The organism is Microbacterium sp. CFBP 8794, from assembly GCF_014841235.1.
Lineage (GTDB): Bacteria > Actinomycetota > Actinomycetes > Actinomycetales > Microbacteriaceae > Microbacterium.
This window is the reverse complement of the sequence record NZ_JACYTT010000001.1, coordinates 606,089-630,015: the sequence shown is the minus strand read 5'-3', so window position 1 is coordinate 630,015 and position 23,927 is coordinate 606,089. Positions and strand designations below refer to the sequence as shown.

General features: G+C 71.1%; 24 protein-coding genes and 1 tRNA gene. 9 read left to right on the top strand and 16 right to left on the bottom strand.

Annotated elements, in window-relative coordinates:
* Nucleotide 1: 1 nt before the first annotated feature.
* From mnhG to IFU19_RS02840, 7 genes are all read right to left on the bottom strand, one after another.
* Entirely contained in the window at nucleotides 2-382 is a 381-nt protein-coding gene (mnhG, locus tag IFU19_RS02870; protein ID WP_055832240.1) for a monovalent cation/H(+) antiporter subunit G, read from the bottom strand.
* Nucleotides 379-645 carry a monovalent cation/H+ antiporter complex subunit F gene (locus IFU19_RS02865; protein WP_055832242.1) on the bottom strand — a complete coding sequence of 89 codons (267 nt, stop codon included), beginning with the start codon at nucleotides 643-645 and terminating at the stop codon, nucleotides 379-381. Before IFU19_RS02865 ends, mnhG begins: the two co-directional genes overlap by 4 nt.
* Nucleotides 642-1,256: a Na+/H+ antiporter subunit E gene (locus IFU19_RS02860; RefSeq protein WP_055832244.1), complete on the bottom strand. Its 615-nt coding sequence runs from the start codon at nucleotides 1,254-1,256 to the stop codon at nucleotides 642-644. Before IFU19_RS02860 ends, IFU19_RS02865 begins: the two co-directional genes overlap by 4 nt.
* Complete coding sequence (locus tag IFU19_RS02855; RefSeq protein WP_055832246.1) at nucleotides 1,253-2,809, bottom strand: Na+/H+ antiporter subunit D; 1,557 nt, start codon at nucleotides 2,807-2,809, stop codon at nucleotides 1,253-1,255. The genes IFU19_RS02860 and IFU19_RS02855 overlap by 4 nt, the downstream gene beginning before the upstream one ends.
* Nucleotides 2,806-3,387: a Na(+)/H(+) antiporter subunit C gene (locus IFU19_RS02850; RefSeq protein ID WP_055935239.1), complete on the bottom strand. Its 582-nt coding sequence runs from the start codon at nucleotides 3,385-3,387 to the stop codon at nucleotides 2,806-2,808. Before IFU19_RS02850 ends, IFU19_RS02855 begins: the two co-directional genes overlap by 4 nt.
* Nucleotides 3,384-6,311: a Na+/H+ antiporter subunit A gene (locus IFU19_RS02845; RefSeq protein WP_055832257.1), complete on the bottom strand. Its 2,928-nt coding sequence runs from the start codon at nucleotides 6,309-6,311 to the stop codon at nucleotides 3,384-3,386. The genes IFU19_RS02850 and IFU19_RS02845 overlap by 4 nt, the downstream gene beginning before the upstream one ends.
* Before the next feature lie 98 nt (nucleotides 6,312-6,409).
* Nucleotides 6,410-7,459: a LacI family DNA-binding transcriptional regulator gene (locus IFU19_RS02840; protein ID WP_055935236.1), complete on the bottom strand. Its 1,050-nt coding sequence runs from the start codon at nucleotides 7,457-7,459 to the stop codon at nucleotides 6,410-6,412.
* Between the two features lie 77 nt (nucleotides 7,460-7,536).
* On the opposite strand from IFU19_RS02840, the gene IFU19_RS02835 reads away from it, so the two are divergent.
* The 6 genes from IFU19_RS02835 to IFU19_RS02810 all read left to right on the top strand — a co-directional run bounded on the left by IFU19_RS02835 (nucleotide 7,537) and on the right by IFU19_RS02810 (nucleotide 14,615).
* Nucleotides 7,537-8,772, top strand: a complete 1,236-nt coding sequence (locus IFU19_RS02835) for an MFS transporter (protein ID WP_192012871.1) — start codon at nucleotides 7,537-7,539, stop codon at nucleotides 8,770-8,772.
* 161 nt (nucleotides 8,773-8,933) lie between these two features.
* Nucleotides 8,934-9,854, top strand: coding sequence for a hypothetical protein (locus IFU19_RS02830; protein WP_191916527.1), 921 nt, complete (start codon nucleotides 8,934-8,936; stop codon nucleotides 9,852-9,854).
* Nucleotides 9,855-9,863: 9 nt separating this feature from the next.
* Nucleotides 9,864-10,559: an endonuclease NucS gene (gene nucS, locus IFU19_RS02825; protein ID WP_055832263.1), complete on the top strand. Its 696-nt coding sequence runs from the start codon at nucleotides 9,864-9,866 to the stop codon at nucleotides 10,557-10,559.
* A 56-nt stretch (nucleotides 10,560-10,615) separates the two neighbouring features.
* Nucleotides 10,616-11,308, top strand: coding sequence for an HAD hydrolase-like protein (locus tag IFU19_RS02820; RefSeq protein ID WP_055832266.1), 693 nt, complete (start codon nucleotides 10,616-10,618; stop codon nucleotides 11,306-11,308).
* On the top strand, nucleotides 11,301-12,512 hold the full coding sequence (locus tag IFU19_RS02815) for a hypothetical protein (RefSeq protein ID WP_192012870.1): 1,212 nt from the start codon (nucleotides 11,301-11,303) through the stop codon (nucleotides 12,510-12,512). The genes IFU19_RS02820 and IFU19_RS02815 overlap by 8 nt, the downstream gene beginning before the upstream one ends.
* A 39-nt stretch (nucleotides 12,513-12,551) precedes the next feature.
* Nucleotides 12,552-14,615 carry a bifunctional lysylphosphatidylglycerol flippase/synthetase MprF gene (locus IFU19_RS02810; RefSeq protein WP_192012869.1) on the top strand — a complete coding sequence of 688 codons (2,064 nt, stop codon included), beginning with the start codon at nucleotides 12,552-12,554 and terminating at the stop codon, nucleotides 14,613-14,615.
* A gap of 72 nt (nucleotides 14,616-14,687) precedes the next feature.
* Here the strand turns inward: IFU19_RS02810 and IFU19_RS02805 are convergent, their stop codons facing one another.
* On the bottom strand, nucleotides 14,688-14,894 hold the full coding sequence (locus IFU19_RS02805; protein WP_055833134.1) for a cold-shock protein: 207 nt from the start codon (nucleotides 14,892-14,894) through the stop codon (nucleotides 14,688-14,690).
* Nucleotides 14,895-15,278: 384 nt separating this feature from the next.
* Between IFU19_RS02805 and IFU19_RS02800 the strand changes: the two genes are divergently transcribed.
* From IFU19_RS02800 to IFU19_RS02790, 3 genes are read left to right on the top strand one after another with little or no spacing between them, the layout of a single operon-like run.
* Nucleotides 15,279-15,887, top strand: a complete 609-nt coding sequence (locus IFU19_RS02800) for a GntR family transcriptional regulator (RefSeq protein WP_249405305.1) — start codon at nucleotides 15,279-15,281, stop codon at nucleotides 15,885-15,887.
* A gap of 48 nt (nucleotides 15,888-15,935) precedes the next feature.
* Entirely contained in the window at nucleotides 15,936-16,364 is a 429-nt protein-coding gene (locus tag IFU19_RS02795; RefSeq protein ID WP_192012867.1) for a GNAT family N-acetyltransferase, read from the top strand.
* Nucleotides 16,365-16,408: 44 nt separating this feature from the next.
* Complete coding sequence (locus tag IFU19_RS02790) at nucleotides 16,409-16,819, top strand: hypothetical protein (protein WP_192012866.1); 411 nt, start codon at nucleotides 16,409-16,411, stop codon at nucleotides 16,817-16,819.
* Here the strand turns inward: IFU19_RS02790 and IFU19_RS02785 are convergent.
* The 8 genes from IFU19_RS02785 to IFU19_RS02755 form a co-directional block, all read right to left on the bottom strand.
* On the bottom strand, nucleotides 16,816-16,953 hold the full coding sequence (locus IFU19_RS02785) for a hypothetical protein (protein WP_181015909.1): 138 nt from the start codon (nucleotides 16,951-16,953) through the stop codon (nucleotides 16,816-16,818). The two genes, IFU19_RS02790 and IFU19_RS02785, sit on opposite strands and share 4 nt — an antisense overlap.
* Nucleotides 16,954-17,019: 66 nt before the next feature.
* Nucleotides 17,020-18,018, bottom strand: coding sequence for an endonuclease/exonuclease/phosphatase family protein (locus IFU19_RS02780; protein ID WP_192012865.1), 999 nt, complete (start codon nucleotides 18,016-18,018; stop codon nucleotides 17,020-17,022).
* Nucleotides 18,019-18,096: 78 nt separating this feature from the next.
* Nucleotides 18,097-18,363, bottom strand: coding sequence for a GlsB/YeaQ/YmgE family stress response membrane protein (locus IFU19_RS02775; protein WP_055832279.1), 267 nt, complete (start codon nucleotides 18,361-18,363; stop codon nucleotides 18,097-18,099).
* A 502-nt stretch (nucleotides 18,364-18,865) separates the two neighbouring features.
* Nucleotides 18,866-18,988, bottom strand: coding sequence for a hypothetical protein (locus IFU19_RS16795; protein WP_268772704.1), 123 nt, complete (start codon nucleotides 18,986-18,988; stop codon nucleotides 18,866-18,868).
* 5 nt (nucleotides 18,989-18,993) lie between these two features.
* A complete protein-coding gene (gene lanKC / locus IFU19_RS02770) occupies nucleotides 18,994-21,516 on the bottom strand; it encodes a class III lanthionine synthetase LanKC (RefSeq protein WP_192012864.1) in 2,523 nt (840 codons plus the stop codon).
* Between the two features lie 202 nt (nucleotides 21,517-21,718).
* The gene (locus IFU19_RS16965; protein ID WP_192012863.1) at nucleotides 21,719-22,408 is read right to left on the bottom strand and encodes a response regulator; all 690 of its coding nucleotides are present in this window, start codon (nucleotides 22,406-22,408) and stop codon (nucleotides 21,719-21,721) included.
* Nucleotides 22,401-23,681: a sensor histidine kinase gene (locus IFU19_RS02760; RefSeq protein WP_156458670.1), complete on the bottom strand. Its 1,281-nt coding sequence runs from the start codon at nucleotides 23,679-23,681 to the stop codon at nucleotides 22,401-22,403. The genes IFU19_RS16965 and IFU19_RS02760 overlap by 8 nt, the downstream gene beginning before the upstream one ends.
* A gap of 133 nt (nucleotides 23,682-23,814) precedes the next feature.
* Nucleotides 23,815-23,898, bottom strand: a tRNA-Leu gene (locus IFU19_RS02755).
* Nucleotides 23,899-23,927 lie beyond the last annotated feature (29 nt).

Genomic DNA, 23,927 nt, shown 5'->3' with positions numbered 1-23,927 from the left:
CTCAGCTCTCGGGGCGCGACTGCGCGCCCGTCGCTCCGGGCTGCTCGGTGCTGTGGTGCAGTTCGTCGATGTACAGGTTCTTCTCGTCGGTCGTGCGGTTGCGGTACGCGGCGCGTCCGACCATGTGGGCGGCCAGAGGAGCGGTCGCGAATTGGATGAGCACGATCGGGATGCCGAAGGCGAGGGCCTCCCACGTGCGCAGCGACAGCGCGACCGCCGACACGATGAGCAGCACGCCGAGCACCTGCGGCTTGGTGGCCGCGTGCAGACGGGTCGGCACGTCGCGCCAGCGCAGCAGGCCGATCGTCGCGGTCAGGCACAGCACCGCGCCGATGAGCACGAGCACGAGCGCGACGGTGTCGAGAACGGAGTCGAGGGTCATCTCGGGTTCTCCTTGCGCGCGACGAAACGGGCGACCGCGATCGAGCCGAACACGCCGACCGCGGCGATGATGAGCATCGCGGGCAGCGACTGGGTGTGCTTGTTGATCACCATGTCGGCACCCAGGATGCAGAGCACCTCGGTGAGCAGCACGTCGGCGGCCACGGCGCGGTCGAGGATCGACGGGCCGATCACGAGGCGGATCAGCGCCAGCACCGCGGCGGCGGCGAAGACGGCGAGGATGACGACGACGAGCGGGTTCACAGCAGGGTTCTCCCGTCGCGCGGGGTCTCGGCTCCGTGCCGGGCATCGGCATCGGACTCGGCGATCTTGGCCCGCAGCTCCTGCAGCTCTTCCTTCGAGCCGACGGCCCGCGTGATGCGGGCTTCCCAGCCGAGCACGACGCGGCGCTGATGCTCGGCATCCGCATCGCTTCGCACGCCGATGGTGTGCAGGAACAGGGTGCGGTTCTCGCGGTCGACGTCGACGATGAGCGAGCCGGGAATGAGGGATGCCGTGACGGCGGTGTGCGCCATGATCACGTCGTCGTCGACACGCAGAGGCACCGCGATGATCGCGGCCCCCGGCTGCCGCCGGAGATCGACGACCTGCCACGCCACGATGAGCGAGCCGCGGATGACCGCGCCGAGGAAGGTGACGACGAAGACGAGCCCGTACCAGAGGTTGATGCGGCCCGACAGCTCGACCGGGGGCAGGCGGAACACCCGCGTGACGAAGATGGCCGCCACCAGACCGGTGAGGAACGCCAGCCAGGTGAACTGGCCCCACAGCAGCATCCACAGGGCGACCAGCCACACCAGGAACGGCAGCTGGTGCAGGAACAGCCCCACCTGGGACCGGCGCGACGGGCTCATTGCTGACCCGCCTGTTCCCGCACCTGCACGAGACTCACGCCGTCGGTGATGGTGACGCCCGCCCGCAGGCACATGTCGAGCAGCGGGCCCGCGAACACCGTCAGCGCCAGGGTGACGGCCACCATGCCGACGGTCGCCGAGGTCATGATGCGCGGGATCGCGCGACGCTCGGTCGAGATCGTCGCGGCGGGGGCGTTGCCGAGGTAGGCGACGCGCTCCATCGTCTCGGGCGAATCCTCGTTCTCGCGCCAGAACGACAGGTTCCACGCGCGCATCAGGGCGTAGAGCGTCAGGATCGATGTCGCGATCCCGCCCACGATCAGCACCATCATCACCGGCGTCCCCACCTGGGCCGCCGCGTCGAAGAGCGCGTACTTGCCGATGAAGCCCGAGAAGGGCGGCAGACCGCCGAGGTTGATGGCCGGGATGAAGTACAGCACCGCCAGAAGGGGCGCGGCCCGCATGAGGCCCTTCACCTTGAGGATCGAGGTGCTGCCCGCGCGGCGCTCGATGAGGCCCACCGCGAGGAACAGCGTGGTCTGCACGATGATGTGGTGGACGATGTAGTAGATCGTCGCCCCCACCGCCAGCGGCGTGTTGATGGCCAGACCGAAGATCATGTAGCCGATGTGGCTCACCAGCGTGAACGACAGGATGCGTTTGAGCTCGGCCTGCGCGACGGCGCCCAGGATGCCGACGATCATCGTCGACAGCGCCACCATCATCAGCAGGAAGTTGAGGTCGTTGTCGACGAACAGCTGGGTCTCGGTGCGGATGATCGCGTAGACGCCCACCTTGGTCAGCAACCCGGCGAACACCGCGGTCACCGGCGCCGGAGCCGTGGGGTACGAGTCGGGCAGCCAGAACGACAGCGGGAACACGGCCGCCTTGATGGCGAACGCGAGAAGCAGCATGAGATGCAGGATCGTCTGGGTGTCCTGCGGCAGCAGTGCCATGCGCTCGCTGATCTGCACCATGTTGACCGTGCCGAGCGCGCCGTAGACCATCGCGATCGCGGCGAGGAACAGGATCGACGACACCAGCGAGACGACGATGTAGACGACCCCCGTGCGGATGCGCGACTCGGTACCGCCGAGGGTGATGAGCACGTACGAGGCGACCAGCAGGATCTCGAAGCCCACGTAGAGGTTGAACAGGTCGCCCGCGATGAAGGCGTTGAAGATGCCCGCGCCGAGGATGAGGTAGGCCGGGTAGAAGATCGAGACCGGGGTGTCCTCGTCGTTGTCGGCGGCTCCCTGACCGATCGAGAACAGCAGCACGGCGAGCAGCACGATGCTGGTGACCACCACCAGGAGCGCGGCGAGCACGTCGACGTACAGCACGATGCCGAACGGGATGTCCCACGCGGCGATGGCCACGGCGAGGGGGCCGTTCGTGTCCACCTCGACGAGCAGCACGGCGCCGAGCACGAGCACGGCCGTGAGAGACGCCACCGACACGACGATCTGCGTCTTCTTGCGACGGCCGAACACGAGGTTGATCGCGGCGCCGATGAGCGGGATGCCGACGAGCAGGGGAACGAGGGCGCTCACGGGCGATCACCATCCTGGGGGTCGCGGGAGTCGGGGGTGGGGGCGTCGTCGTCGTCGCGCTGCACGGCGACGCGGTCGACCGGTGCGTCGTCGACGAGCTGCGACAGGTCGCCCTGGTGCAGCACCCGGATGGGCGAGGCCACGTCGCCCACGAAGTCGGTGGTGACGTCGTCGTCGTCGGAACGCGACTCTTCGTCCATGGCGTCTTCGGGCTCGGTCGCCGTGCGCGTGCGAAGAGCCACATCGTCGGCGTCGTCGATGACCGTGTCGGCCTGACCCAGCTGCCAGGAGCGGTAGATCAACGCGAGCAGGAACGCCGAGATGCCGAACGTGATGACGATGGCCGTCAGGGTCAGCGCCTGCGGCAGCGCGTCGGACATGTCGGCGGGGTCGGTCTGCCCGTCGTAGAACGGCGCCCTACCCGGGGCGCCCATGACGATGAGCAGCAGCAGATTGGCGGCGTTGCCCAGCAGCAGGAAGCCGATGAGCACGCGGGTCAGGCTGCGCTCGAGCATGGCGTATACGCCGCACGCGAAGAGCACGGCCATCACGATGACGAGGACGAGAGAGATGGTCACGGGCCCACCACCTCCGCGTCTTCGGGATGCAGGGACTGCCGGTCGACCTCGGCGCCGAGGCTGCGCAGCACATCGAGCACCAGGCCGATGACGACGAGGTAGACGCCCACGTCGAAGATCGTGCTGGTGACGAACTCCCAGTGACCGATGAGCGGCAGCTCGCCCTCGAACGTGAAGCTCTGCAGAGGCGCGAACCCGAAGGCCATCGGCACCAGCGCGCACAGCACGGCGATCGCCATGCCCGCGCCCAGCAGCCGGCCGGCGTCGGTGGGGGCGGCGGCGCCGAGCTCCCATCGCCCCCCGGCGATGTAGCGCATGACCAGGCCCATGCCGGCGACCAGACCGCCGGCGAAGCCGCCGCCGGGGAGGTTGTGCCCGGCGAACAGCAGGTACAGCGACACGATCATGATCGAGTGGAAGAGCACCCGGATGATGATCTCGAGCAGGATCGACCGGTTCTCGGGCTGCACCTTCGAGCCCGAGATGAGCCAGGCCCGCGGAGCATCGGTCTCGCCCACGCGCTGGGCCCGCACTCCGCTGTCGGTCTCGACGAGCGGGCGACGGCGACCGAGACCCGTGCGACTGCGGGCCGTGCCCGAGCGCCGCGACAGGTTGTCGCTGCGGTCGGTGATGAAGACGAGCGATGCCACGCCCGTGGCCGCGAGCACGAGCACCGAGAGCTCGCCCATGGTGTCCCACCCGCGCAGGTCGACCAGCGCGACGTTGACGACGTTGCGCCCGTGGCCGATCTCGTACGCCAGCGCCGGCCACTCGAGCGAGATGGGGAGGTCTTGCCGCGCGCCGGTCGCGACGACGGCGACCAGGGCCATGGTGAGACCCACCCCGGCGCCGAGCACGGCGCGCGCAAGGGGGGCGACCGATTCGTTCTGCTCGCCCATGCGGGCCGGCAGACGCCGCAGCACGAGCGCGAACACGACCAGGGTCACCGTCTCGATGAGCACCTGCGTGAGGGCGAGGTCGGGGGCGCCGCTGGTGGCGAAGAGTACGACCATGCCGAGGCCGGTGACCGACACGAGCGCGACGCCGGTGTAGCGCTTGCGCGCCCGCACGGCGAGGATGCCCGCGGCGATCATGATGGGCGCCGAGATCAGCTGCGCCGGCGACTGCCACGCGTCGAGCTGCGCGCGCCACTCGCTCGATGCGAGCAACGCGGTGCCCTCGGCCACCACGAGAACGACGAAGATCGTGCCCACGTAGAACGGCAGCGAGCCGCGCTGGAAGCGCGCGGTGACCCACTCCGACGTGTGGTCGATGCCGCGCAGGGTGGCGTTGTAGACGTCGTTCGCCGTGAACGGCAGCACGCGGCGGCGCTTGTGCAGCTGCGTCTTGCGCACGACCCAGAACACCCCGGCGCCGAGCGCGAGCGTGCCCAGCGAGATGAACAGCGCCGGCTCCAGACCGTGCCAGAGCGCGAGGTGGTACGGGTACTCGGGAGCGGGAACGCCGGCCGTCGCCTCGGGCAGCTCGTCGGCGTAGGGCGCGAGCCAGTGGTCGACGATCGGAGCGAGGAAACCGAGCGCGAGCGAGGCCGCCGACAGCAGCACCGGGGCCGAGAGGAAGCCGATGGGCGGGTCGGGCCACTCGGTCTTCTCGACGTCGCGCTTGGTCCAGTACGCACCCCAGAGGAACCGGATGCCGTACGCCGCCGTCAGAGCGGAACCCAGCACGATGCCGATCAGGGCGACGAGACCCCATCCGGCGCCGCCCTCGGCCTCGTGCAGCAGGGCGGTGAGAGCCGTCTCTTTCGCGACGAAGCCCAACGTGGGGATGACGCCGGCCATCGACGCGATCGCGATGAACGAGGCCGTGGCCATGACCGGGGCCTGGCGTCCGACACCCGAGAGCTCGCCGATGTCACGCGTGGAGAGCTGACGGTCGATGACGCCGACCACGAGGAACAGGCACGACTTGAACAGAGCGTGGCTGAGCAGCAGGGCGACGCCCGCGAGGGCGGCATCGCGCGTTCCGTAGCCCAGCATGACGGTGAGGAAGCCGAGCTGGCTGACCGTACCGAAGGCCAGGATGCGCTTCAGGTCGCGTTCGCGCAGCGCCTGGAAACCGCCCAGCAGCATGGTGAAGACACCGAGGGTGATCAGCGTCGGGCGCCAGAACGGGGTGTCGGCGAAGCCGGGGGCGAGCCGCGCGATGAGGTAGATGCCGGCCTTCACCATGGCGGCGGCGTGGAGGTAGGCGCTCACCGGGGTGGGAGCGGCCATGGCGCCGGGGAGCCAGAAGTGGAAGGGGAAGATGGCCGATTTGCTCAGCGCGCCCACGAGCAGCAGCAGCACGGCGATGTCGACGACCGTCCCCACGGGGGGATCGGCGAGGATCGCCGACAGGCTCGAGGTGCCCGCCTGCACCACCAGCAGCACCACGCCGATCAGCATGACCAAACCGCCGAGGGTCGTCACGAGCAGCGCCTGGAGAGCGGCACGGCGACTCGCCGCACGACCGTGGTAGTAGCCGATGAGCAGGTACGACAGCACGCTCGTGGCTTCCCACAGCATGACGAGCACGACGATGTCGTCGGTGAGCACGAGGCCGTACATCGCGCCGGCGAAGGCCAGCAGCACGGCCGAGAACTGCCCGACGCCCTGCGTCTTGCCGCGGAAGTACCAGCGGCAGTAGAGCATGACGAGCGCGCCGACGCCCGTGACGACGAGGGTGAGCAGCCAGCCCAGCACGTCCATGCGCATCGAGAGCGAGACGCCCAGCGCGGGAATCCACTGGTATTCCTCGAACGGAATGTCTCCGCCGAAGACCGACGCGGCCTGCACGATGGCGAAGGCGAAGGCGAGTGCCGGAAGCACCGCCGCGACGTAGAACGCCCGAGCTCCGATGCGTGAGACGAGCCACGGGAGCAGGAGCGGGAGAGCCGCGAAGGCGCCGAGGAATATCAGCATGGTCGGGCCTCCTCGGGTGTCGACGGGCGGAGTGCCCGGGCTCTCGGGGTGTCGTGACTATTCTATGCGGAGCATGAGACTCGTCGCTGCCCGCGACCTCATGTGGTACGCGGCGGCGCGGTCGTCGTGCCCTCGCGGAACGTGCACGACAACCGCAGACCCGAGGGCACGGCATCCTCGAGCATCGCGGCGACGGCCTCGCCGGCCGCGCGGCCCTTGGCGGTGGCCGGCTGCACCAGCGTCGTGAGGACGTGCGGCGCCAGGCCGTCGACGACGACGCCGTCGAACCCCGTCACGCTGACGTCGTCGGGAACCCGGAGGCCCGCCTCTTCGGCGGCGCGGATGACCCCGGCCGCCAGCAGGTCGCTCTGCGCGATCACCGCGGTGGGGCGCTTGGCGGGGTCGGCGAAAAGCGTGCGTCCGGCGATCGCGCCCTCGTCGATCGAGCTGGTGGCCGCGGCCAGCGCGGGCGCGTCGGGGAACACACGACGGGCCCCGGCCAGTCGATCGGCGGTGACGTCGACGCGCACGACCTCGTCGGACGCGATCCAGCCCCGCCGCCGCGACGTGTCGATCGGCAGGGTGACGAGAACGACGTCGCGGTGCCCGAGGCCGGCCAGGTGTTCGGCGGCGGCGGACTGCGCCTCGGTGTTGTCGAGCAGCACGCGCGGGATCCCCTCGCCGGCGTCGCCCTCGACGACGACGACCGGGATGCCGCGTCCGCGGACGATCTCGAGCGAGTCGCGCATGCGGGGGCTGCACCCGATCAGCACGGCGGCGTCGATGGGCGCGGTGTGGAGCGACGGCTCACTCACCGTCTCACCGTCGTCGCGCAGCAGCAGCAACGCCGCACCCAGGCGCGAGACCCCGTCGGCGAGGCCGTCCATCATGTGCGTCGTCACCGGGTCGAGGAAGGCGGTTCCGAGGTGCTGGTCGAAGACGACGCCGACGATGCCCGACCGTCCGCGCCGCAAAGAGGCCGCGCGCGGGTCGGGCCCGGTGTAGCCGAGACTCTGCGCCGCGGCGAGCACGCGTGCCCGGGTGGCCTCCGAGGTGGGGGTCTTGCCACTGAAGACCACCGAGGCGGTCGACGGCGAGACGCCCGCCTCGCGGGCGACGTCGCTGATGGTGGCGCGTCGGGTGCTCACTGGCCGATCGTAACCCGCGACACGCGCGCTTCCGAATCGATTCGATCGACGTCGAATCGATTCGGTACAGTGGCGCCATGCATTCCACGCTGACCCGGTCCCAACTCGTGCGTTGGCACGTCGCGATCTGCGCCATCTTCCTCGCGAGCGGACTCAGCATCTCGACCTGGGCCTCCCGCGTGCCGGCGATCCGCGAGTCGCTCGGCATCGAGAACTCCGGCGTCGGGCTCCTGCTGCTCGGCATGGGCGTGGCATCCATCATCGGACTCTCCATCGCCCCCGCCGTCATGGCCCGCATCGGCGCCCGCACGGGAATGCTCGTCGCGCTGGTGCTCGTGGGCGTGGGCCTGGCCATCATCGGCTTCGGCACCGACTCCCTGCAGCTCTTCGCCGTCGCGCTCGTGGGCCTCGCCCTGTTCGGGTTCGGCAACGGCGCCGTCGACGTGATGATGAACGTCGAGGGCGCCGCCCTCGAAAAGGCCACGGGCCGCACGATCATGCCCCTGCTGCACGCCTTCTTCAGCTTCGGAACGGTGATCGGCGCCGCCCTCGGCTTCGTCGCCGTGCGCTTCGACATCCCGGTCGTCGCGCACTGCGTGGCCATGGGCGTGGTCATCGTCGTGGTGGCGTTCGTCTCGGTCGCCAACGTCCCCCGCGCCGAGGTCGCGATGGACGCCCCCGTCGCCGAGGAGCGCGCTCACTGGCGCGAGCGCCTCGCGGTCTCGCTGCAGGCCTGGCGCGAGCCGCGCACGTACACGCTCGGCGTCATCATGCTGGGCATGGCGTTCGCCGAGGGCAGCGCGAACGACTGGCTCCCCTCGGCCGTCGTCTACGGTCACGGAGCACCCGAAGAGGCCGGCCCCGCCGTGCTCGCGGTCTTCTCGGTCGCGATGACCGTCGGACGCATCGCCGGCGGACCGGTGGTCGATCGTCTCGGTCGCGTGCTGGTGCTGCGGGTGCTGGCGGCCACCGCGGCCGCGGGCCTGCTGCTGTTCATCCTCGCGCCGTTCGGCCCGTGGGTGTTCGTGGGCGCGGCACTGTGGGGTCTCGGTGCCTCCCTCGGCTTCCCGATCGGCATGTCGGCCGCCGCCGACGACCCCGCCAAGGCCGCCTCGCGCGTGGCCGCCGCGGCGACCATCGGGTACGTCGCGTTCCTCTGCGGTCCCCCGATCCTCGGATGGATCGGCGACCACATCGGGCTGCTCAACACGCTGCTCATCGTGGTGGCGCTGATCGTGGCATCCGGTCTCTTCTCGGGGGCGGCCAAGCCCCTCGTCGTCGCGAAGGCCGAAGCAGAAGAAGCGCGCCGCTGACGGGCTCCGGCAGACGTGCTCCACCCCGGGCGGGAGGAATCGGGAGGGACAACGGCGGCGGCGTCGAGACCGATCCGCGCATCCGAATAGTCTGAGCGCCGGAGCGTCGGGCGACCTCGGAACCACCGGGACGCGTTGACGTGGGGAAGGAACGGCAACCGATGGAGTTCTTCTCGTTCGATCTCGGCGGCATCTTCGTCGCCGTGGTTCTGGCGCCCATCGCGTGGTCGATCAAGAACTGGGTGCAACGGGCATCGCAGCAGCGACAGGCCGAATTCGAGCAGTCCCAGCGCGACAGCGAGGCCCGCCGCCTCGAGACGCAGGAACGCCTGACCCTGGCCAATGAGAGACAGCGCGAAGTACTGGAGCTCCAAGAGGCCTTCGATATCCACGAATCCCTCACGACGCGGGAGGTGTTCGAGGCGATGAGCCGCGCTGAGCGAGAACCCGCCTCGCGCGAGTATCTGACGCAACTGCATCGTCGCGCCTCGCATCGATACGAGCAGTTCGACGAGCGCTGGCCGCTCCCGCCCGACGTGCAGGAACTCGTGCGCGCCGCCGTCGCCGACATCGCCCGTCGCATCCCCGCGGAGGCCGCCGAGGCACAAGCGCTCTTCGAGCAGAAAGTCGAGCGCAAGACGCTGGCGGGCGACCGCAGTACGTTCCGCGTCGACGGGCATGTCCTTAGCAAGCACCACACGCTGCATGCCATCGCCGTCCGGTTCGCCCGGGAGCACGGCATCCACACCGTCGACGACTTCACCCGGGAGTGGGGCGCCGTCGTCACCCGCGTGATCGGCACGTCTCTCACGCCCAGCGTGTTCACCGGCCGAAAGCTCCTGACGGATCCGCGCGTCGGCAGCGAGTCCTATCTGCGACGCTACGCACCCCGGGACCGCAAGACATTGGCCGACCTGGGCGGGCTCGAATTGGACGGCACCTCGTACTTGTTGGCGTGGGAGAGCGGTGTGACTCCGGCGCCCGCCGACATCGGCAGGGTTGTGCACCTGCCCTTGATCGAGGAGTTCGCCTCGAACCCGAAATGGCACGTCACCGAGGGTCCGCGCCACGAGCGCGATTAGGCTCGACGGGTGCGTCTCGTCATCGCCCGTTGCTCCGTCGATTACACCGGCCGACTCAACGCGCATCTCCCCCTCGCCACCCGCCTGCTCGTGCACAAGGGCGACGGCAGCCTGCTCGTGCACTCCGACGGCGGCTCGTACAAGCCGCTCAACTGGATGAGCCCGCCGTGCAGTCTCACGCTCGAGCAGCCCGATGAGGCCGACGTCGAAGACGGCGTGATCGAGCGGTGGCGTGTCACCCACGCCAAGACGGGCGATGCGCTGCTGGTGCGCATCCACGAGGTCGTCCACGATTCCTCGCACGAGCTCGGCGTCGACCCCGGCCTCATCAAGGACGGCGTCGAAGCCGACCTGCAACGTCTGCTGGCCGAGCAGGTCTCGGTCGTCGGCGAGGGCCTGCGACTCGTGCGTCGCGAGTACCCCACGGCGATCGGTCCGGTCGACCTGCTGCTGCGCGACGACGCCGGCGGCACCGTCGCGATCGAGGTCAAGCGCCGCGGCGACATCGACGGTGTCGAACAGCTCACGCGCTACCTCGAGCTGCTCAACCGCGACCCCCTGCTCGCTCCGGTCACCGGCATCTTCGCGGCCCAAGAGATCAAGCCCCAGGCCCGCGTGCTCGCCACCGACCGCGGCATCCGCTGCCTCACCCTCGACTACGACGAGATGAAGGGCGTGCAGTCGGGGGCGCCGCGCCTGTTCTGACGCACTCCACGCGTGGGCAGCGAGCCGGGCCGATGCCGCGCCGGTAGCGTGGGAGCATGCCCGTACGCTCCCCCTTCTCGTGTGTCCTGTGGGACGTCGACGGCACTCTCGTCGACGCGTCCGAGGGGATCCTCCGTCGCCTGACGATCACCCTCGAGCATTTCGGACGCACTCCGCCGACGCGGGGAGAACTGTCGCACTGGATCGGGCCGCCCATGTTCGAGTCCTTCCAGGTGAACGTCGGGATGACGCCCGAGCAGGCCACCGAGGCCGTCACGTTCTATCGCGGCCTCAATCGCAGCGAGGGCTACACCGTCAGCGCGCGGCTGTATCCCGGCGTCGGTGAGATCGTGCACGACCTGCACGCCGCCGGTGTGCCGCAGTCGACGGCCAGCTCGAAGCCCGAGGTGCAGGTCGTGGCCCTGATGGACCACTTCGGTCTCGCCCCCGACCTCGAGGCCGTGGTCGGGGCGTCGCTCGACGAACGCACCCTGAGCACGAAGTCCGACATCGTCCGCGAGGCCCTGCGGCGACTGGAGGCGCAGGGTGTCGACGTCTCGCGCCCCGTGCTGATCGGCGATCGTCACCACGACGTCGAGGGCGGTCGGGATGCCGAGGTGCCCGTGATCTTCGTGCGCTGGGGGTTCAGCTGGCCGCACGAGTCCGAGGGCGCGCAGGCCGCCGTCGACGACGTCGACCAGTTGCGGGCCCTGCTGCTCGTCGACGACGCCCCCGCCGACCGTGACTGACGTCGCCTGGGCGATCCCCGCGGCGATCGCGCTCACCGGCGGTCTGCTCGTCGCGGCGATCGTCGTGCTGGTCGTTCGGGTGCGTCACCGCTCGCCACGCGCGCAGGCCGCGGCGGCCGAGGCCGTCACCGCCGCCGAGGCCGCCCTGCTCGACCTCGATGATGCGGTCAACTCCCTCGACATCGCGTTCGAAGCGGCCGACGCCCTGCCCGCGAGCGATGCCCCGGCAGATCTGCGTCGGGCGTACACCGCCGCCCAACGCGCTCGCGACCGCGGGTTCTCCGACGTCTCGTCGCTGCGACGGGGTGCCGTCGTCCCCGCGCGACGACGTGTCGAGGCCGAGCGGCTGCGCGCCGGGCTCGTGTCGCAGCTCGCCCGCGTCGAGGCGACGCGCACGCAGCTCGCCGCCTGGTCGACGGCGCAGCGCACCCCGGCCGCGCTCGTCGCAGCCGCACGTCGGCGCCGCGACGAGGCCGTGACCTCGGCGGGCGATCCGGCCCCGCTGCTCGCGGCACTGGGCGACCGCTTCGACTCCGACGATTGGCGCGACGCCGCCCTCTCGGCGCGGGCCGGCCATGCCGCACTGATCGAGGCCGATACCGAGATCGACCGCGCTGCGGCACGCGACGCCGATGTCGCAACCGTGATGATGCACCTGCACCGCTCGACCGACGCCACCCGCCGGGCCGGACGCCACCTGCGTGCCGTGGAGGATTCCCACCGCATCGCCCTGCAGGCCGCCGACAACGTCACCGCCGAGCTGGCCGCGGCCCGCGCCGAACTGGGCGCGGCGATCGAGCTCGCGACCGCCCGCGCCGACGCGTGCGCGCCCGGCGCGCAGGCGCGTCTGCTCTCCGCGGTCCGCGACCTCGACGACGCGGCCGCCCACGCTCCCCGTCGCCCGCGCACCGCCGTCGAAACCGTGGCGCGGGTGCGCGAGGTGCGCGACGACGCCCTCGGCGAGGCACCGAGCACCCGGCATCGGCTCGAGGTCGCCCGCACGGCCCTGCCCGGCACTCTCGCGTGCGCGCGTGCCGCCCTCGCCGCGGCCGACGCGCGCGAGGGCGTTCTGGCCATCGACGCCCGACTGCGCCTCGAGACCGCGCGTCGCGAGTTGGCAGCGGCCCGGGCGGCCACCGACGCGGTCGTCGCCCTGGCCAACGCGCGCGCCGCCTGGCACGCCGTCTCCTCGGCCGAGCTCTGAGCGAGAGGCCGAGAGCGGCCGTGCCCTATCTTTAGCGGCATGAGGGAGAACACCACGACCCGCCGCGTGAGCGCGGTCGCGCGCCGCATCCCGGCCACGCTCGCACTCGTCGGCATCCTGATCCTCGTCGGCGTCGCGGTGGGTGCACTGTGGCAGCCGTTCACGGCGTCTCCCCTGTTCCCGAGCGTGGCCTACGGCCTCCCGGCGCTCGAGGCGGGCCGCTGGTGGACGCCGCTCACCGGCTCGTTCTTCGTCGGCGCCCCCTGGGTCTACGCGCTCGTCGTTCCGGGTCTGGCCGGCATGGCGCTGCTGGAGTTCCGTCGGGGCAGTCGCGTGGCACTGGCCTACTTCGGAGCCGGGCAGCTCTTCTCCGTTCTCGCCGCGGCCGCGTTCCTGTGGGGCGCCGCCCTGCTCCCGTGGGCGTGGGCCCAGGAGCAGGCGATGGCCCTCGGCGTGGGACCCTCCGGCGGCATCGTCGCCTGCCTCGCGGCCGCCGTCGGGGTCCTGCCCTCACCCTGGCGCCTGCGGGCCGGCACGACGCTGATCGCCGTCCTGTCGGTGACATTCCTGTACTGGGGAACGTTGTCCGACCTGCAGCACGTGTTCGCCGCCACGCTGGTGCTGGGCGTCGACCGCTCCCTGCGCCCGCAACGCGTGAGTGTGCGCGAGCAGCGACTGATCGCGTTCGCTCTGGTGTGCACCCTCGGGGCGATGGAGATCATCGGCTACGTCGCTCCCATGACGGGCCCGTTCGGCTCGTCGGGCCCCGCCGACGGCTCGTGGCTCGACGTCGCCGTCAACACCGTGCTCGTGCTCGTCGTCGCCCTGGCGCTCCACCGCGGTCGGCGCTGGGCGTGGATCGTGCTCCTGACCTACAGCGCCCTGAACCTCGTGCTCGTTCTGCTCACGCTGCTCCTCGCCCTGCTCGTGGGCGTGACCGAGCTCGAAGCCGACCTGGATGCCGACCTCACCAGCATCCTCGCCTCGTCGACGCTGTGGATCCTGGCGGCGGCGTACTTCGTGCTCGTCCGCGCGGCTTTCCGCGCCCGCCCGCGCGCGGCCCTCGGCGACGCGCCCACCCCCGGGGTCGAAGACGTCAAGACCGAACTGCGGGCCTCGGGCGGCGGGACCCTGTCGTGGATGACCACGTGGGAGGGGATGTCGTACGCGCGATTCGGCCGGGGGATCGTCGCGTACCAGCGTCGCTCGGGCGTGGCGCTCGCCCTGGCCGATCCGCTCGGTCCGGTCGAGACGCGGGCCGCCACCGCGCGGGCGTTCATCGAGAGCGCCGAAGCCGCCGGGCTCGCGCCCTGCTTCTTCAGCGCCGACGACGCGACGCGTGCGGCGGTGCCCTCGGACTGGCGCAGCATCGTGGTGGCCGACGACACCGTCGTCGACCTGCCGGGTCTGGCCTTCACCGGCAAGGCCTGGGGCGACGTGCGTACGTCGCTCAACCGCGCACAGCGCGAGGGGATGACGTTCCGTCTCTCGCGCCTCGCCGACGAGACCTGGGGCGTGCGTCAACAGCTGCGCGCCATCTCCGAGAGCTGGGTCGACGAGAAGGACCTGCCCGAGATGGGGTTCACGCTCGGCACCCTGCACGAGGCGGCCGACCCCGAGGTCCGCATCGCCCTCGCCGTCTCGCCGCACGGCGACGTCGACGGCTTCCTGTCGTGGCTGCCGATCTACGGCGATGGGGCGGTGCGCGGGTGGACGCTCGATCTCATGCGCCGACGCGACGGCGGGTTCGGGCCGGTGATGGAGTACCTGATCGGCTCGTCGGCGCAGCAGTTCTCCACGGAGGGGGCGGCCGTGATGTCGCTGTCCGGCGCGCCGCTGGCGCACGAGTACCCCGCCGACGCCGGGGCCATCGTCGACCTGCAGACGCGCATGGCGAGCATGCTGGAGCCCGTGTACGGGTTCGCCTCGCTGCACCGCTTCAAGCAGAAGTTCCACCCGCGGTACGAGACGCTCTCGCTCCTCTACCGCGACGAGGCCGACCTCGCGCGCATCGGTGCCGCTCTGACGCGGGCGTTCCTGCCGCACGCCACGATCCGGCAGTTCGCCTCCGCGGGCGTCGATCTGGTGCGCCACGAACAGTGAAGACCCCGGCCGCGCACGATCGTCGAGGGACGCGAGCGCGGCCGGGGCCGATCCGGGACGTACCCGAGAAGATCAGATGACGCGGATGTCCTCGGCCTGAAGGCCCTTGGGACCCTGGGCGACCTCGAACTCGACGCGCTGGTTCTCTTCGAGCGAGCGGTAGCCGCCCGACTGGATCGCGCTGTAGTGCGCGAAGACGTCCTGACCGCCGTCATCGGGGGCGATGAAGCCAAAGCCCTTTTCCGAGTTGAACCACTTGACCGTGCCCTGCGTGCTCATCGTCATGCCGTTTTCCGCTTGAGCCGGCACCGTGCGCGCCGGACTGTGCCCCCACGGTAACGGGCCGGATCACTCGGCGCACAGGGCTGTGACACAAACGTTGCGTCGATCGCCGGGGTGGTGTCCCTCTGTGGTTCGTCCGCCGGCCCGGCGCGCGCTGGCGGCGCGACGGGCGGTGCGCGGGAGGAATCGCTCCGGAGCCCATACGACGCCCGGGCTGAGCAGTGCTCAAAGCCCGGGCGTCGACGGATCCCCCCGGATATGCCACGCGAGGCGTGACGTGATGACATTACCGGTCGCGCGAGCCTCTGCGCGACAAGAAAACGAAGAATCAGGGAGTTATGGCGATGTTCTGTGATAACCGGGAGTCGTATGATCCGCGTGATGGACACCCGGAGACGCGCTTCTGCGCTCGTCGAGGAGGCGTACTCCGCCCTCGGCGAGGCGATCGTCGACGGGCGCCTGCAGCCCGGTGATCGTTTGCGCGACGTCGAGTTGGCGGAACTCATGGGCATCTCCCGCACCCCCGTGCGCGAGGCCCTGCAGAAACTCGAGCGCATCGGCCTCGTGGACGTCGCCGCCAACCGGTACACCCGCGTCTCGCAGCTGACCGACCGCGCGCGGACCGACATGCGGGAGTACGCCGCGCACACCATCGCGGGGGCGATGCGGGTGGGCCTCCCCCGCCTCACCGCCACCGACATGGACACCGCCGTGCGGCACGTCGACGCCATGCGCGACGCGGAATCGTCGGCGTCGTATGTGAGGGCCGTGCTCGCTCTGTATGCCGTCGTGGTGGCCGGTTCGCGCAATATCGTCTTCGCGAAGGCCCTCGCGCAGACCGAGCTGGTGCTGCGCCGCAATCTCGACGGCTGGACGAGCATCGACGGGGACACCCGCGGCGCCCTGTTCCGACACCTGCGCGGGCAGGTCTCGGCGCGTGACGCGAACGGCGCCACCTGGACGTTCCTCGCCCTGCACGGCTTCGCCTGACGGCGCAAGGCCGGCGGGGCGCAGACAACCCTTCGCTAGCGTGGCGCCATGCCCCACATCGAGCTGCGCGACCTTCGTGACGAGGATCGGGATGCCGCCTTCGCGGCGCTCCGCGACAGTACCTCGACGTGGCCACGGGTGTCGATCGACGACCGCGCCTCGTTCGACCGGTGGGTCGACGGCGAGGGCACGAGCGTGCACGCCATCGTCGAAGACGCCGCGGTCGTGGGCGTCGCCGCCGCACTCGACGTCGACGACGACCGCGAGATCCTGCTCGCGGTGTCGCCGCACACGGGCGACGACGCCGCCACCGAGGCGCTGCGTCTGCTCACCGTGCGCGAACCGGAGCGCCCGCTGTACGCCTGCGTGTCCGCCGACGACGATCCTTCGCACGCCGTTCTCGCCCGCCTCGGTTTCGTCGAGCACGAGCGCGACGGCGCCGACATCGTCTACGTCCTGCCGCCGACCCTGGAGTAGGCCGGGACGTTGACCTCCCGTGGCATCCGTGTTCGGCTGGAGTCATGGTGAGCGAATGGTGGTGGGCCGCCTTCGCGGTCGTCGGAGCCGCGCTGTGGTGGTGGTCGATCCACCTGACCCTGGGTGCGTACCCGCGGGAGCGTGTGTCGTACTGGGCGAACCCGCGAAAGGCGCCCCGTCGAGCCGTCGCGTCGCGCGCCGTGGGAATCGGGCTGACGGTCTTCGGGGTCGGCATGATGCCTCGGCTCGTCGAGACCGAGCCGTGGGCCGCGGCCCTCGTCGCCGGCGGCGCGATCATCGTCCTCATCTGGGTGCCCTACGTGGTCGCCATCGCCGCGCACAATCGCCGGATCACCGCGATCGGCGCACCCGACTCCCCCGCCCCGGAGCGCGCACCCGCCTCCCGCGGCCAGAACCCGCCGTCGCCCGCCGCGGACGTTCGCCGCGCCCCCTAGTTCGGCTCTTCCGACTCCTCGAGCGACTCGTCGACCTCGATCGACGAGTCGTCGGTGGCGCTGGCCTGTTCGGCTCGCTCCGCCTGCTGCTCGGCCCGGGCGTAGGCCTCTTCGACGCGGCGCTTCTCCGACATGAACGTCCCCTCCGTGATCGATCGTCCGACCAACCTAGGGTCGACGATCCCGCGGCGGAAGATCCCTCACCGACGCGACACCGACGCCACGACCGGGCGGTGGTCGCTCCCGGCGTCGTCGAAGCCGGTGACGACCGCGAATCCGCGTGCCTCCCAGTCGCCACCGGTGAGCACGTGGTCGATCGGTGCGGCGAGCGCGGCTGGCAACCGCACGGGCCAGGTGCCCACGGCCGCGGCACCCCGATCGGCGGCGGCGTCGCGGCATCCGCCGATCACCCCTCCGTCGCGACCCAGCCCCGAGAAGTGGTCCAGCGTCGCGTTCAGGTCCCCCGCCACGATGACGTCGGGATCCGCGCATCGCGCGGCGACCCACTGCAGCCCGTCGACCCACTCGGTCATGATCCGCGGCAACGGGGGCAGGGGGTGAGCGGCCACCAGCACGGGGCCGTCGCCATCGCTCGGCCGCCACACGCCGCTCGGTACGCCGGGAGTCGATCCCGCCGACGCGTCGCGCTCGTACGGGCCGAGCGAGGTCGCGATCAGGATCGAGGTCGGCACGGGATCATCGCCCGGCTCCGACACGACGGTGTCGTGCGTCATCTCGATGCCGTCCCGAGCCAGGATGCCGACCACCGCAGCCGCCGCGATCGCATCGGTCTCGGGCAGGCTCACCACGTCGGCCCCCGTCTCGCGCACCAGCCGCGCGATGCTCTCGGGCGACGCGCCGCCGCCGTAGGTGTTCCACGCGACGACGGTCAGATCACCCTCGGCGATCGCACTGCCTCCGCCCCGCGCGAGCAGGACGGTGCCGTGACCGACGGTCGCCGCGGCGAGCGCGATCGCGAGGGCCGCTGCCACGCTCCATCGTCGCCGCAGCACCGCCACCACGGTGGCCACGAGCGCAAGAGCACCGAGAGCGAGGGCCAGGATGCCGCGGAACGGGATCGCATTCGACACGAGGGGGAGCCGGTGCAGGCCGACGGCCTGCGGCCACACGCAGATCACCGCCAGCACCACCCCGATCACCAGCGCGATGACGAAGGGGCTGCGTCGGGTGTTCGGCATCCGGACAGTAAAGCGGATCTAAGCGCACGCAGAAGGGCCCGGGGCGCGGTTCCACCGCCCCGGGCCCTTCGTTTCACCTCAGCGCGCGGAGCGGCGGCTGGTGATGAAGCCGTAGATGAGCAGCACGATGATCGAGCCGCCGATGGCCAGCAGCCAGGTCTGAATCGAGAAGAAGTCCTGCAGGGGCGCGTTGAAGATCAGGCCACCCAGGAAACCGCCGAGCAGTGCGCCCACGACGCCGAGGAGCAGCGTGATGAGCCAGCCGCCGCCCTGCTTGCCGGGGAGGATGAGCTTGGCGATGGCGCCGGCCAGCAGGCCGAGAAGAAGAAATCCGAAGAATCCCATGATGTGTCCCTTTCGCGAGTGTGAACCGAAGACCGCTCTCGCGGGTCCCTCGATTCATCCAGCTTGCTCCCAGGTTCGATTCTTGGGGGGTGGGTTGCGTTCGAGCCGAACATGGTGTTCGGGGTCGATGAAATCGGTCGGACGGGGCGGTCCCGGGGAGCCGTCGTCTTTTCAGACGAGAAAACACGGCGACTTCGTCGAGGCCCCGCGGCACTTATCCGCTTGTTCACGGCGGCCGACGAGGTATGGCGCGAGAAAGCACGCCGTCGGCGCGGAATCTGCGGCGACGGGGGCGATTAGCGTCGGCAGGAGCGAGACGTTCGCGCTCGCGTGGGGCTCGCGCTCCCCGTCTCGCTCTCGGTGTCAGTTCGGGTCTGCACCGATGCTGGGCGGACGCCGCAATTGGGGGCGGCTTCCGCCCAGCCTCCCCACGGGAGCGGACGGCGGTGCGGGCAGGAGCCCCCGCCCCCTGGTCCCACCCGCACCGGTCGAGTGCCACCGCCTAGCGGCAGAGGCCGGTCGACGTGCTGCTGTAGCAGATCGACGTGCTCCAGGAGCTGGCGAAGACCTCGCTGCGCTCGGTCTCACCGCGCTCGAGCGTCTGCAGAGAAAGCAGGTATCCCATTGATGTCACCTCCCCCCGGGGCTCGGCGCCCGGTGTCGGGCGGAGTCGACCGGGGGGAGGTCGAGGAACGGCAGCGCCAACCGCTGACCGTCACGAAGACTCGCGAGCATCCACAGCACGCCGGCCGAGCCGGTGGCCAGGTCGCACGACAGGCGCAGCAGGGCGCGGCCCGGATACCCCACGCCGTGGGGGCGGGGGATCTCGTGCAGACGCAGCAGCCGCCGATGGCGCTGCAGCGCGCGGCTCTTCTCGGGTGTCGGTGTTCGAGCCAGCAGGATCATGAGACCCGCGCGCCCCTGGAACAGGCCCGACTCCAGCACGAACTCGGGCAGACTCGCGCGCTCGAGGGCCGCGAGGGTGGCGGTGAGCGGGTGCGCGGGTGCTCGCTCCACGAGCGCGGCGAGGGCGAGGGCGACGCCGGCCGATCCCGAGCCGAGGTACGGCAGGAGCCGCCATCCCTCGTTCATCTGCAGGGAGCCGTCGCCGGCCTGGGTGCACCGTGCGAGGTCGGCGCGGATCGCCGCATCGGCCAGCTGCAGCAGCGCCGGGTCGCCGTCGCGATCGAAGAGGGCCATCGCCAGCAGGGCGATCCCGCTGGGGCCGCGCAGCAGACCGCCCGCCCCCGTGGCGACCGGGTCGGTCGAACGCTCGCTCCACCCGTTCGCGCGATCGGCGATCTCGTCCAGGATGCCGCGCGCTCGGCCGACCAGCTCGGGGTGCCGGTCTGCCAGCCGGAGCAGTCCGAGCGCGGTTCCCGCCGGTCCCCCGTAGATCCCCGGGGCATCCCACCGCAGCGGAGCGTCGAGGCATCGCTCCACGGCGCGGTCGGCCGCGTCGATCCGCCCGAGTGCCTGCCACGCCGCGGCGGCGCCCGCCAACCCGTCGAACAGTCCTGAGCGGGCGGGGGCCGCCTCGACCGCGCGCTCGCACCACTCCACGAGCGGGGGCGGCACCCGACCCCCGGCCGCGTGCAGCGCGATCAGCGGGCCGAGCGCTCCGTGCGCGAGGGCGTACGGGGGCTCGTCGAACTGCGCCGGGTCGCCCGGCCAGAGACGATCGGTGCGTTCGGGCGTGGCATCCGCGATCAGCTGGCGGGCGACGACTGCGAGGGGATCCGCGAGGTCGTCGGGCTCCGGGGGTGAGACGCGGGCGAACCCGAACGCGCGTTCGTCTTCTTCTCTCAGGTCGAACCTCTCGCTCACCCAGGCGCGCACCTCGGCCTCTTTCCCCGCGTGCAGGTCGAAGATGGGCGTCATCGGCGCGAACAAGAAGAGCTGCACGCGCCGCAGCGCGAAGACGTCCGCCGCCACCCCACCGCGACCGTCGGGCGCGACGAAGCCCGGCGCCCCGATCACCGGGGGCACGTCGTCGGCCGCGGGGCGCGCCATCTCGAAATCGATCAGGGTGACCTCGCCGTCGTCGTCGACGAGGAAGTTGCCCGGATGCACGTCGCCGTGCGCGAGACCCGCCGCGTGCACCGCGGTCAGCGCCCGCTCGATACGGCGCGCGACCTCCAGGGCCCAGGTCCGGTAGGTGTCGACGGCGTCGGCGTCGACCTCGGCCGACACGAGCGGATGCCGGGCCACGACCGCCTGGTGCAGCGGCAGGCCGCGTGCGCGTTCCAGAACGAGGTAGCGATGCTCGAGAACGGTGAACTCGCGCAGCAGGGTCGCGGTGCCGGTTCCCTGGAGTCGCCGCAGCGTTCGGGCTTCGCGATCCGCGCGTTGCACCGCGCTGAGACCGTCGGGGGTCACCCCGGCGTGGGGGCGCGCCTCTTTCACGATCACCTCACGCCCGGCATCGCGCGCGGTGTACACGCCGCCGGCATTCGAGAACTGCACGACCCCGGTGATCTCGGGAAAGCCCGGGGGCGGCTGCCGGTCCCGCAGCTCATCGATCAACTCCCGCAGGAACGGCGGAACGGGTGCCCAGGCCGGCGGGTCGAACCCCGGCCGCCGCACGTCGGCCACGAGGTACCCCGACGGATGCCGGATCGCCGGCACCGCGGTTCCCTCGATGTCCACGAAGATCCGGTGGAAGCCCCCGTACCGCACGAAGACCGGCCCCTCCCGCCATCGCAGGTCCGAGAGCACGTGCGGTCCCGCGAGGCGCGCGGTGCGCCGCCCGAGGTGCGTCAACGTCCGGTGCAGCTGATCGATCGACGTCGGGTAGATCGTGACGAACTTGCCGGAGCCCTCACGACCGGCGTCCTTCGCGTTCGACGACGCCCGCACGCCCTCGGTCGAGAGGTGTTTGAAGGCGATCCCCGCGCGCAGGCAGTGGGCGGCGACCTCGCGCAGCAGGGTGTCGGCGGTGTCCGCCGTGCTGCTGAGGTGGATCTTCCAGCCCTGCTCGGGAAGCACGATCCCGGTCGGCTCGAGGTACGTCCAGATCCCGTCGTCGACGCGGTTCCAGCCCTCGGGCGCGTCGACCACGAAGCGGCGGTCGTCCGCTGCCGGCGGGCGTCGTGAGGGAAGGTCGTAGAAGGTCTGGTCCGCGCGGGCGAACACCGGATAGATCGCGTCCATGCCCCCGCCCACGCCGCCTGAGACGCCGGACTGACGCGGCGCGAAGCCATGGTGTTCTCGCGCGAGCGGGGCGGCTCCTCACCGCGGGGGGGCCGACGGCGGGATCGAGGGTCCTGCACGGGGGCATTCGAGCCGGTCACGCGCGCAATCCCGAGAGGAGAGCGAGGCTGCGGACCCGACCCGGGGCGTCAGATGACGACGATCAGATTCGTCCATCCGGACGAGCGGTGAGCTCGGAGCTCACCCGCACTCCCCACAGGGCGAGTTGCGTGCGATCCGAGACGTCGACCTTGCGCAGCGAGGACTGGATGTGGGTGCGCACGGTGTTCACCGAGACCACCAGCTGCGCCGCCAGCTGCTCGTTCGAGGTGACACCCTCGCTGAGCAGCCGCACCACGCGACTCTCCGACGCGCTGAGCGAGGCGACCTTGGCCCGGTCGTCGGCGCTCAGTCGGCGCTCGGCGATGTCGCGCAGCAGCGGGGCCGTCACGTGCGTCGACACGAGGGCGTCACCTCGGTGCGCGGCGTGGATGGCGTCGATGAGCTGGGCGCTGTCGTGCGTCTTCAGCAGGTAGCCCGCCGCTCCGTTGCGCAGAGCCCGCATCACGAGGCGGTCCTCGCCGTGGCTGGTGAGCACGATCACGCGGGTGGAGCCCCCCGACTCCTCCACGACGGCGCGCGTCGCGTCGATGCCGTTCATCTCGGGCATCTCGAGGTCCATCAGCACGACGTCGGCGTGCGCGGCGAGCGCCCCGGCGAGCGCGTCGCGACCGGTGGCGGCCTCGCCGACGACCGAGATCCCGTCGGCGTGCTCGAGGCGCAAGCGGACGCCGCGTCGGAAGGGGCGGTTGTCGTCGGCGATGAGAACCCGGATGGGTGCACTGTCAATCACGTTCCGCCTCCGTCGTCCTCGGGAAGGGGATCTCCACCCCCAGGTGCCAGCCCCCCTGGTCGTCTGCCGACGCGTCGACGGACCCGTCGACGAGAGTGAGCTTCTGGCGCAGGCTATCCAACCCCCAGCCGAGTCCGAGGTCGTCCTCGTCGGCCCTCACCCGTCTCGCCGGTCCGTTCGCGACCGTCGCGGTCAGCCGGTCGGCGTCGACGTGCACCCCGACGTCGACGGCGGCTCCCGCCGCATGCTTGGCGGCGTTCGAGAGCCCCTCCGAGATGGCTCGGTACGCGGTGGTCGAGACGACCACGGGCGGCGACTGCAGATCCCCGGTCGTCGTCACCCGCACATCCATGCCGCGCTCGCGCCAGAACGCGACGAGCACGGCGAGGCTCCGCAGATCCGGCGTGGGCGTCTGGGCCGAGGAGTCGACGGCACGCAGGTCGCCGAGCGCGCCGTAGAGGCTCGCGGCGGCATAGCGTCCCTCGGCGCGCACCTCTTCGATGAGGTGCAGCGCCTGCTGCGGGTGCTCCGGCGCGAGCTCCACCGACGCGTCGCACAGCGAGACGAGCCCCGCCAGGTGCTGACCGGCGACGTCGTGCAGTTCCTGGGCGATGCGACCGCGCTCGGCGTTGCGCGATGCCTCGACCGCTTCGGCCTGCTGCGCCTTGAAGGCAAGTGCGCGTCGACGGGCGCGCTGCGTGCGCCGCTCGAGCACCGCCCACAGCATCCCCAGGGCCACACCGGCGAAGCACACGGATGCCAGGGCGGTGCCCTCCGTGAGGACGAAGCTGACGACGGCGCCGGCCGGTGCTCCGGCGGCCGCGGCCCAGAGGCCCAGCCCCACCACGGCCACGAGCACGCTCGCCCCCGCCCACGCCGCCGCGACGGGAATCGACCGCGCGCTGCCGACGGCGAACATCGCCACCGCGACGACCAACTGCATCGGAGACGCCCACGTCGGAACCCCCAACCACAGCGCGATCGCGAGGTAGCAGGCCAGAGCCCCCAGCATGGCCGGTACGGGGCGGTGGGCCGCTTGCGTGACGCAGAGCGCCTGGGCGAGGCATCCGAGGGCGGCGAGGCTGATCACGACGGCCGGCGGCAGCTGGTGCCCCCACTCCCCCGCACCCGTCCACAGGGCGACCAGCGGGTCGGCACACACCTGCACGACGGTCGCGAGGAACACCACCGCCGTGAAGACGGGCGAGCGCATCGCCTGGATCACCTGCCCGGTACCCGCGGATTCCTGTACCGTCTGCGTTTCCCCCACCATGACTCCATCGTCATGCCTTGCCCCTGGGTTTCCCGCATTTTCGCGCTGTCGCGTGGCGCCGGCGTCGAACGGGCCGGCCCGCGCACGGAAACGAGAAAGGCCCCGGGATGAACCCGGGGCCTTCTGTGTTGTGTGCGCGAGGGGGGACTTGAACCCCCACGCCCGTGAAGGCACTGGCACCTGAAGCCAGCGCGTCTACCTATTCCGCCACTCGCGCGTGCGCGGCATCGAGGATGCCACGCGACC

Coding starts and splice junctions, on each gene's coding strand:
- IFU19_RS02775 (WP_055832279.1), bottom strand. CDS start 18,363: ATGGGATTCTTCGGATTTCTTCTTCTCGGCCTGCTGGCCGGCGCCATC.
- IFU19_RS02790 (WP_192012866.1), top strand. CDS start 16,409: ATGGTGAGCGAATGGTGGTGGGCCGCCTTCGCGGTCGTCGGAGCCGCG.
- IFU19_RS02800 (WP_249405305.1), top strand. CDS start 15,279: ATGGACACCCGGAGACGCGCTTCTGCGCTCGTCGAGGAGGCGTACTCC.
- IFU19_RS02795 (WP_192012867.1), top strand. CDS start 15,936: ATGCCCCACATCGAGCTGCGCGACCTTCGTGACGAGGATCGGGATGCC.
- IFU19_RS02810 (WP_192012869.1), top strand. CDS start 12,552: ATGAGGGAGAACACCACGACCCGCCGCGTGAGCGCGGTCGCGCGCCGC.
- IFU19_RS02860 (WP_055832244.1), bottom strand. CDS start 1,256: ATGAGCCCGTCGCGCCGGTCCCAGGTGGGGCTGTTCCTGCACCAGCTG.
- IFU19_RS02785 (WP_181015909.1), bottom strand. CDS start 16,953: ATGTCGGAGAAGCGCCGCGTCGAAGAGGCCTACGCCCGGGCCGAGCAG.
- IFU19_RS02760 (WP_156458670.1), bottom strand. CDS start 23,681: ATGGTGGGGGAAACGCAGACGGTACAGGAATCCGCGGGTACCGGGCAG.
- IFU19_RS02835 (WP_192012871.1), top strand. CDS start 7,537: ATGCATTCCACGCTGACCCGGTCCCAACTCGTGCGTTGGCACGTCGCG.
- lanKC (WP_192012864.1), bottom strand. CDS start 21,516: ATGGACGCGATCTATCCGGTGTTCGCCCGCGCGGACCAGACCTTCTAC.
- IFU19_RS02805 (WP_055833134.1), bottom strand. CDS start 14,894: ATGAGCACGCAGGGCACGGTCAAGTGGTTCAACTCGGAAAAGGGCTTT.
- IFU19_RS02830 (WP_191916527.1), top strand. CDS start 8,934: ATGGAGTTCTTCTCGTTCGATCTCGGCGGCATCTTCGTCGCCGTGGTT.
- IFU19_RS02845 (WP_055832257.1), bottom strand. CDS start 6,311: ATGCTGATATTCCTCGGCGCCTTCGCGGCTCTCCCGCTCCTGCTCCCG.
- IFU19_RS02820 (WP_055832266.1), top strand. CDS start 10,616: ATGCCCGTACGCTCCCCCTTCTCGTGTGTCCTGTGGGACGTCGACGGC.
- IFU19_RS16795 (WP_268772704.1), bottom strand. CDS start 18,988: ATGGGATACCTGCTTTCTCTGCAGACGCTCGAGCGCGGTGAGACCGAG.
- mnhG (WP_055832240.1), bottom strand. CDS start 382: ATGACCCTCGACTCCGTTCTCGACACCGTCGCGCTCGTGCTCGTGCTC.
- IFU19_RS02780 (WP_192012865.1), bottom strand. CDS start 18,018: ATGCCGAACACCCGACGCAGCCCCTTCGTCATCGCGCTGGTGATCGGG.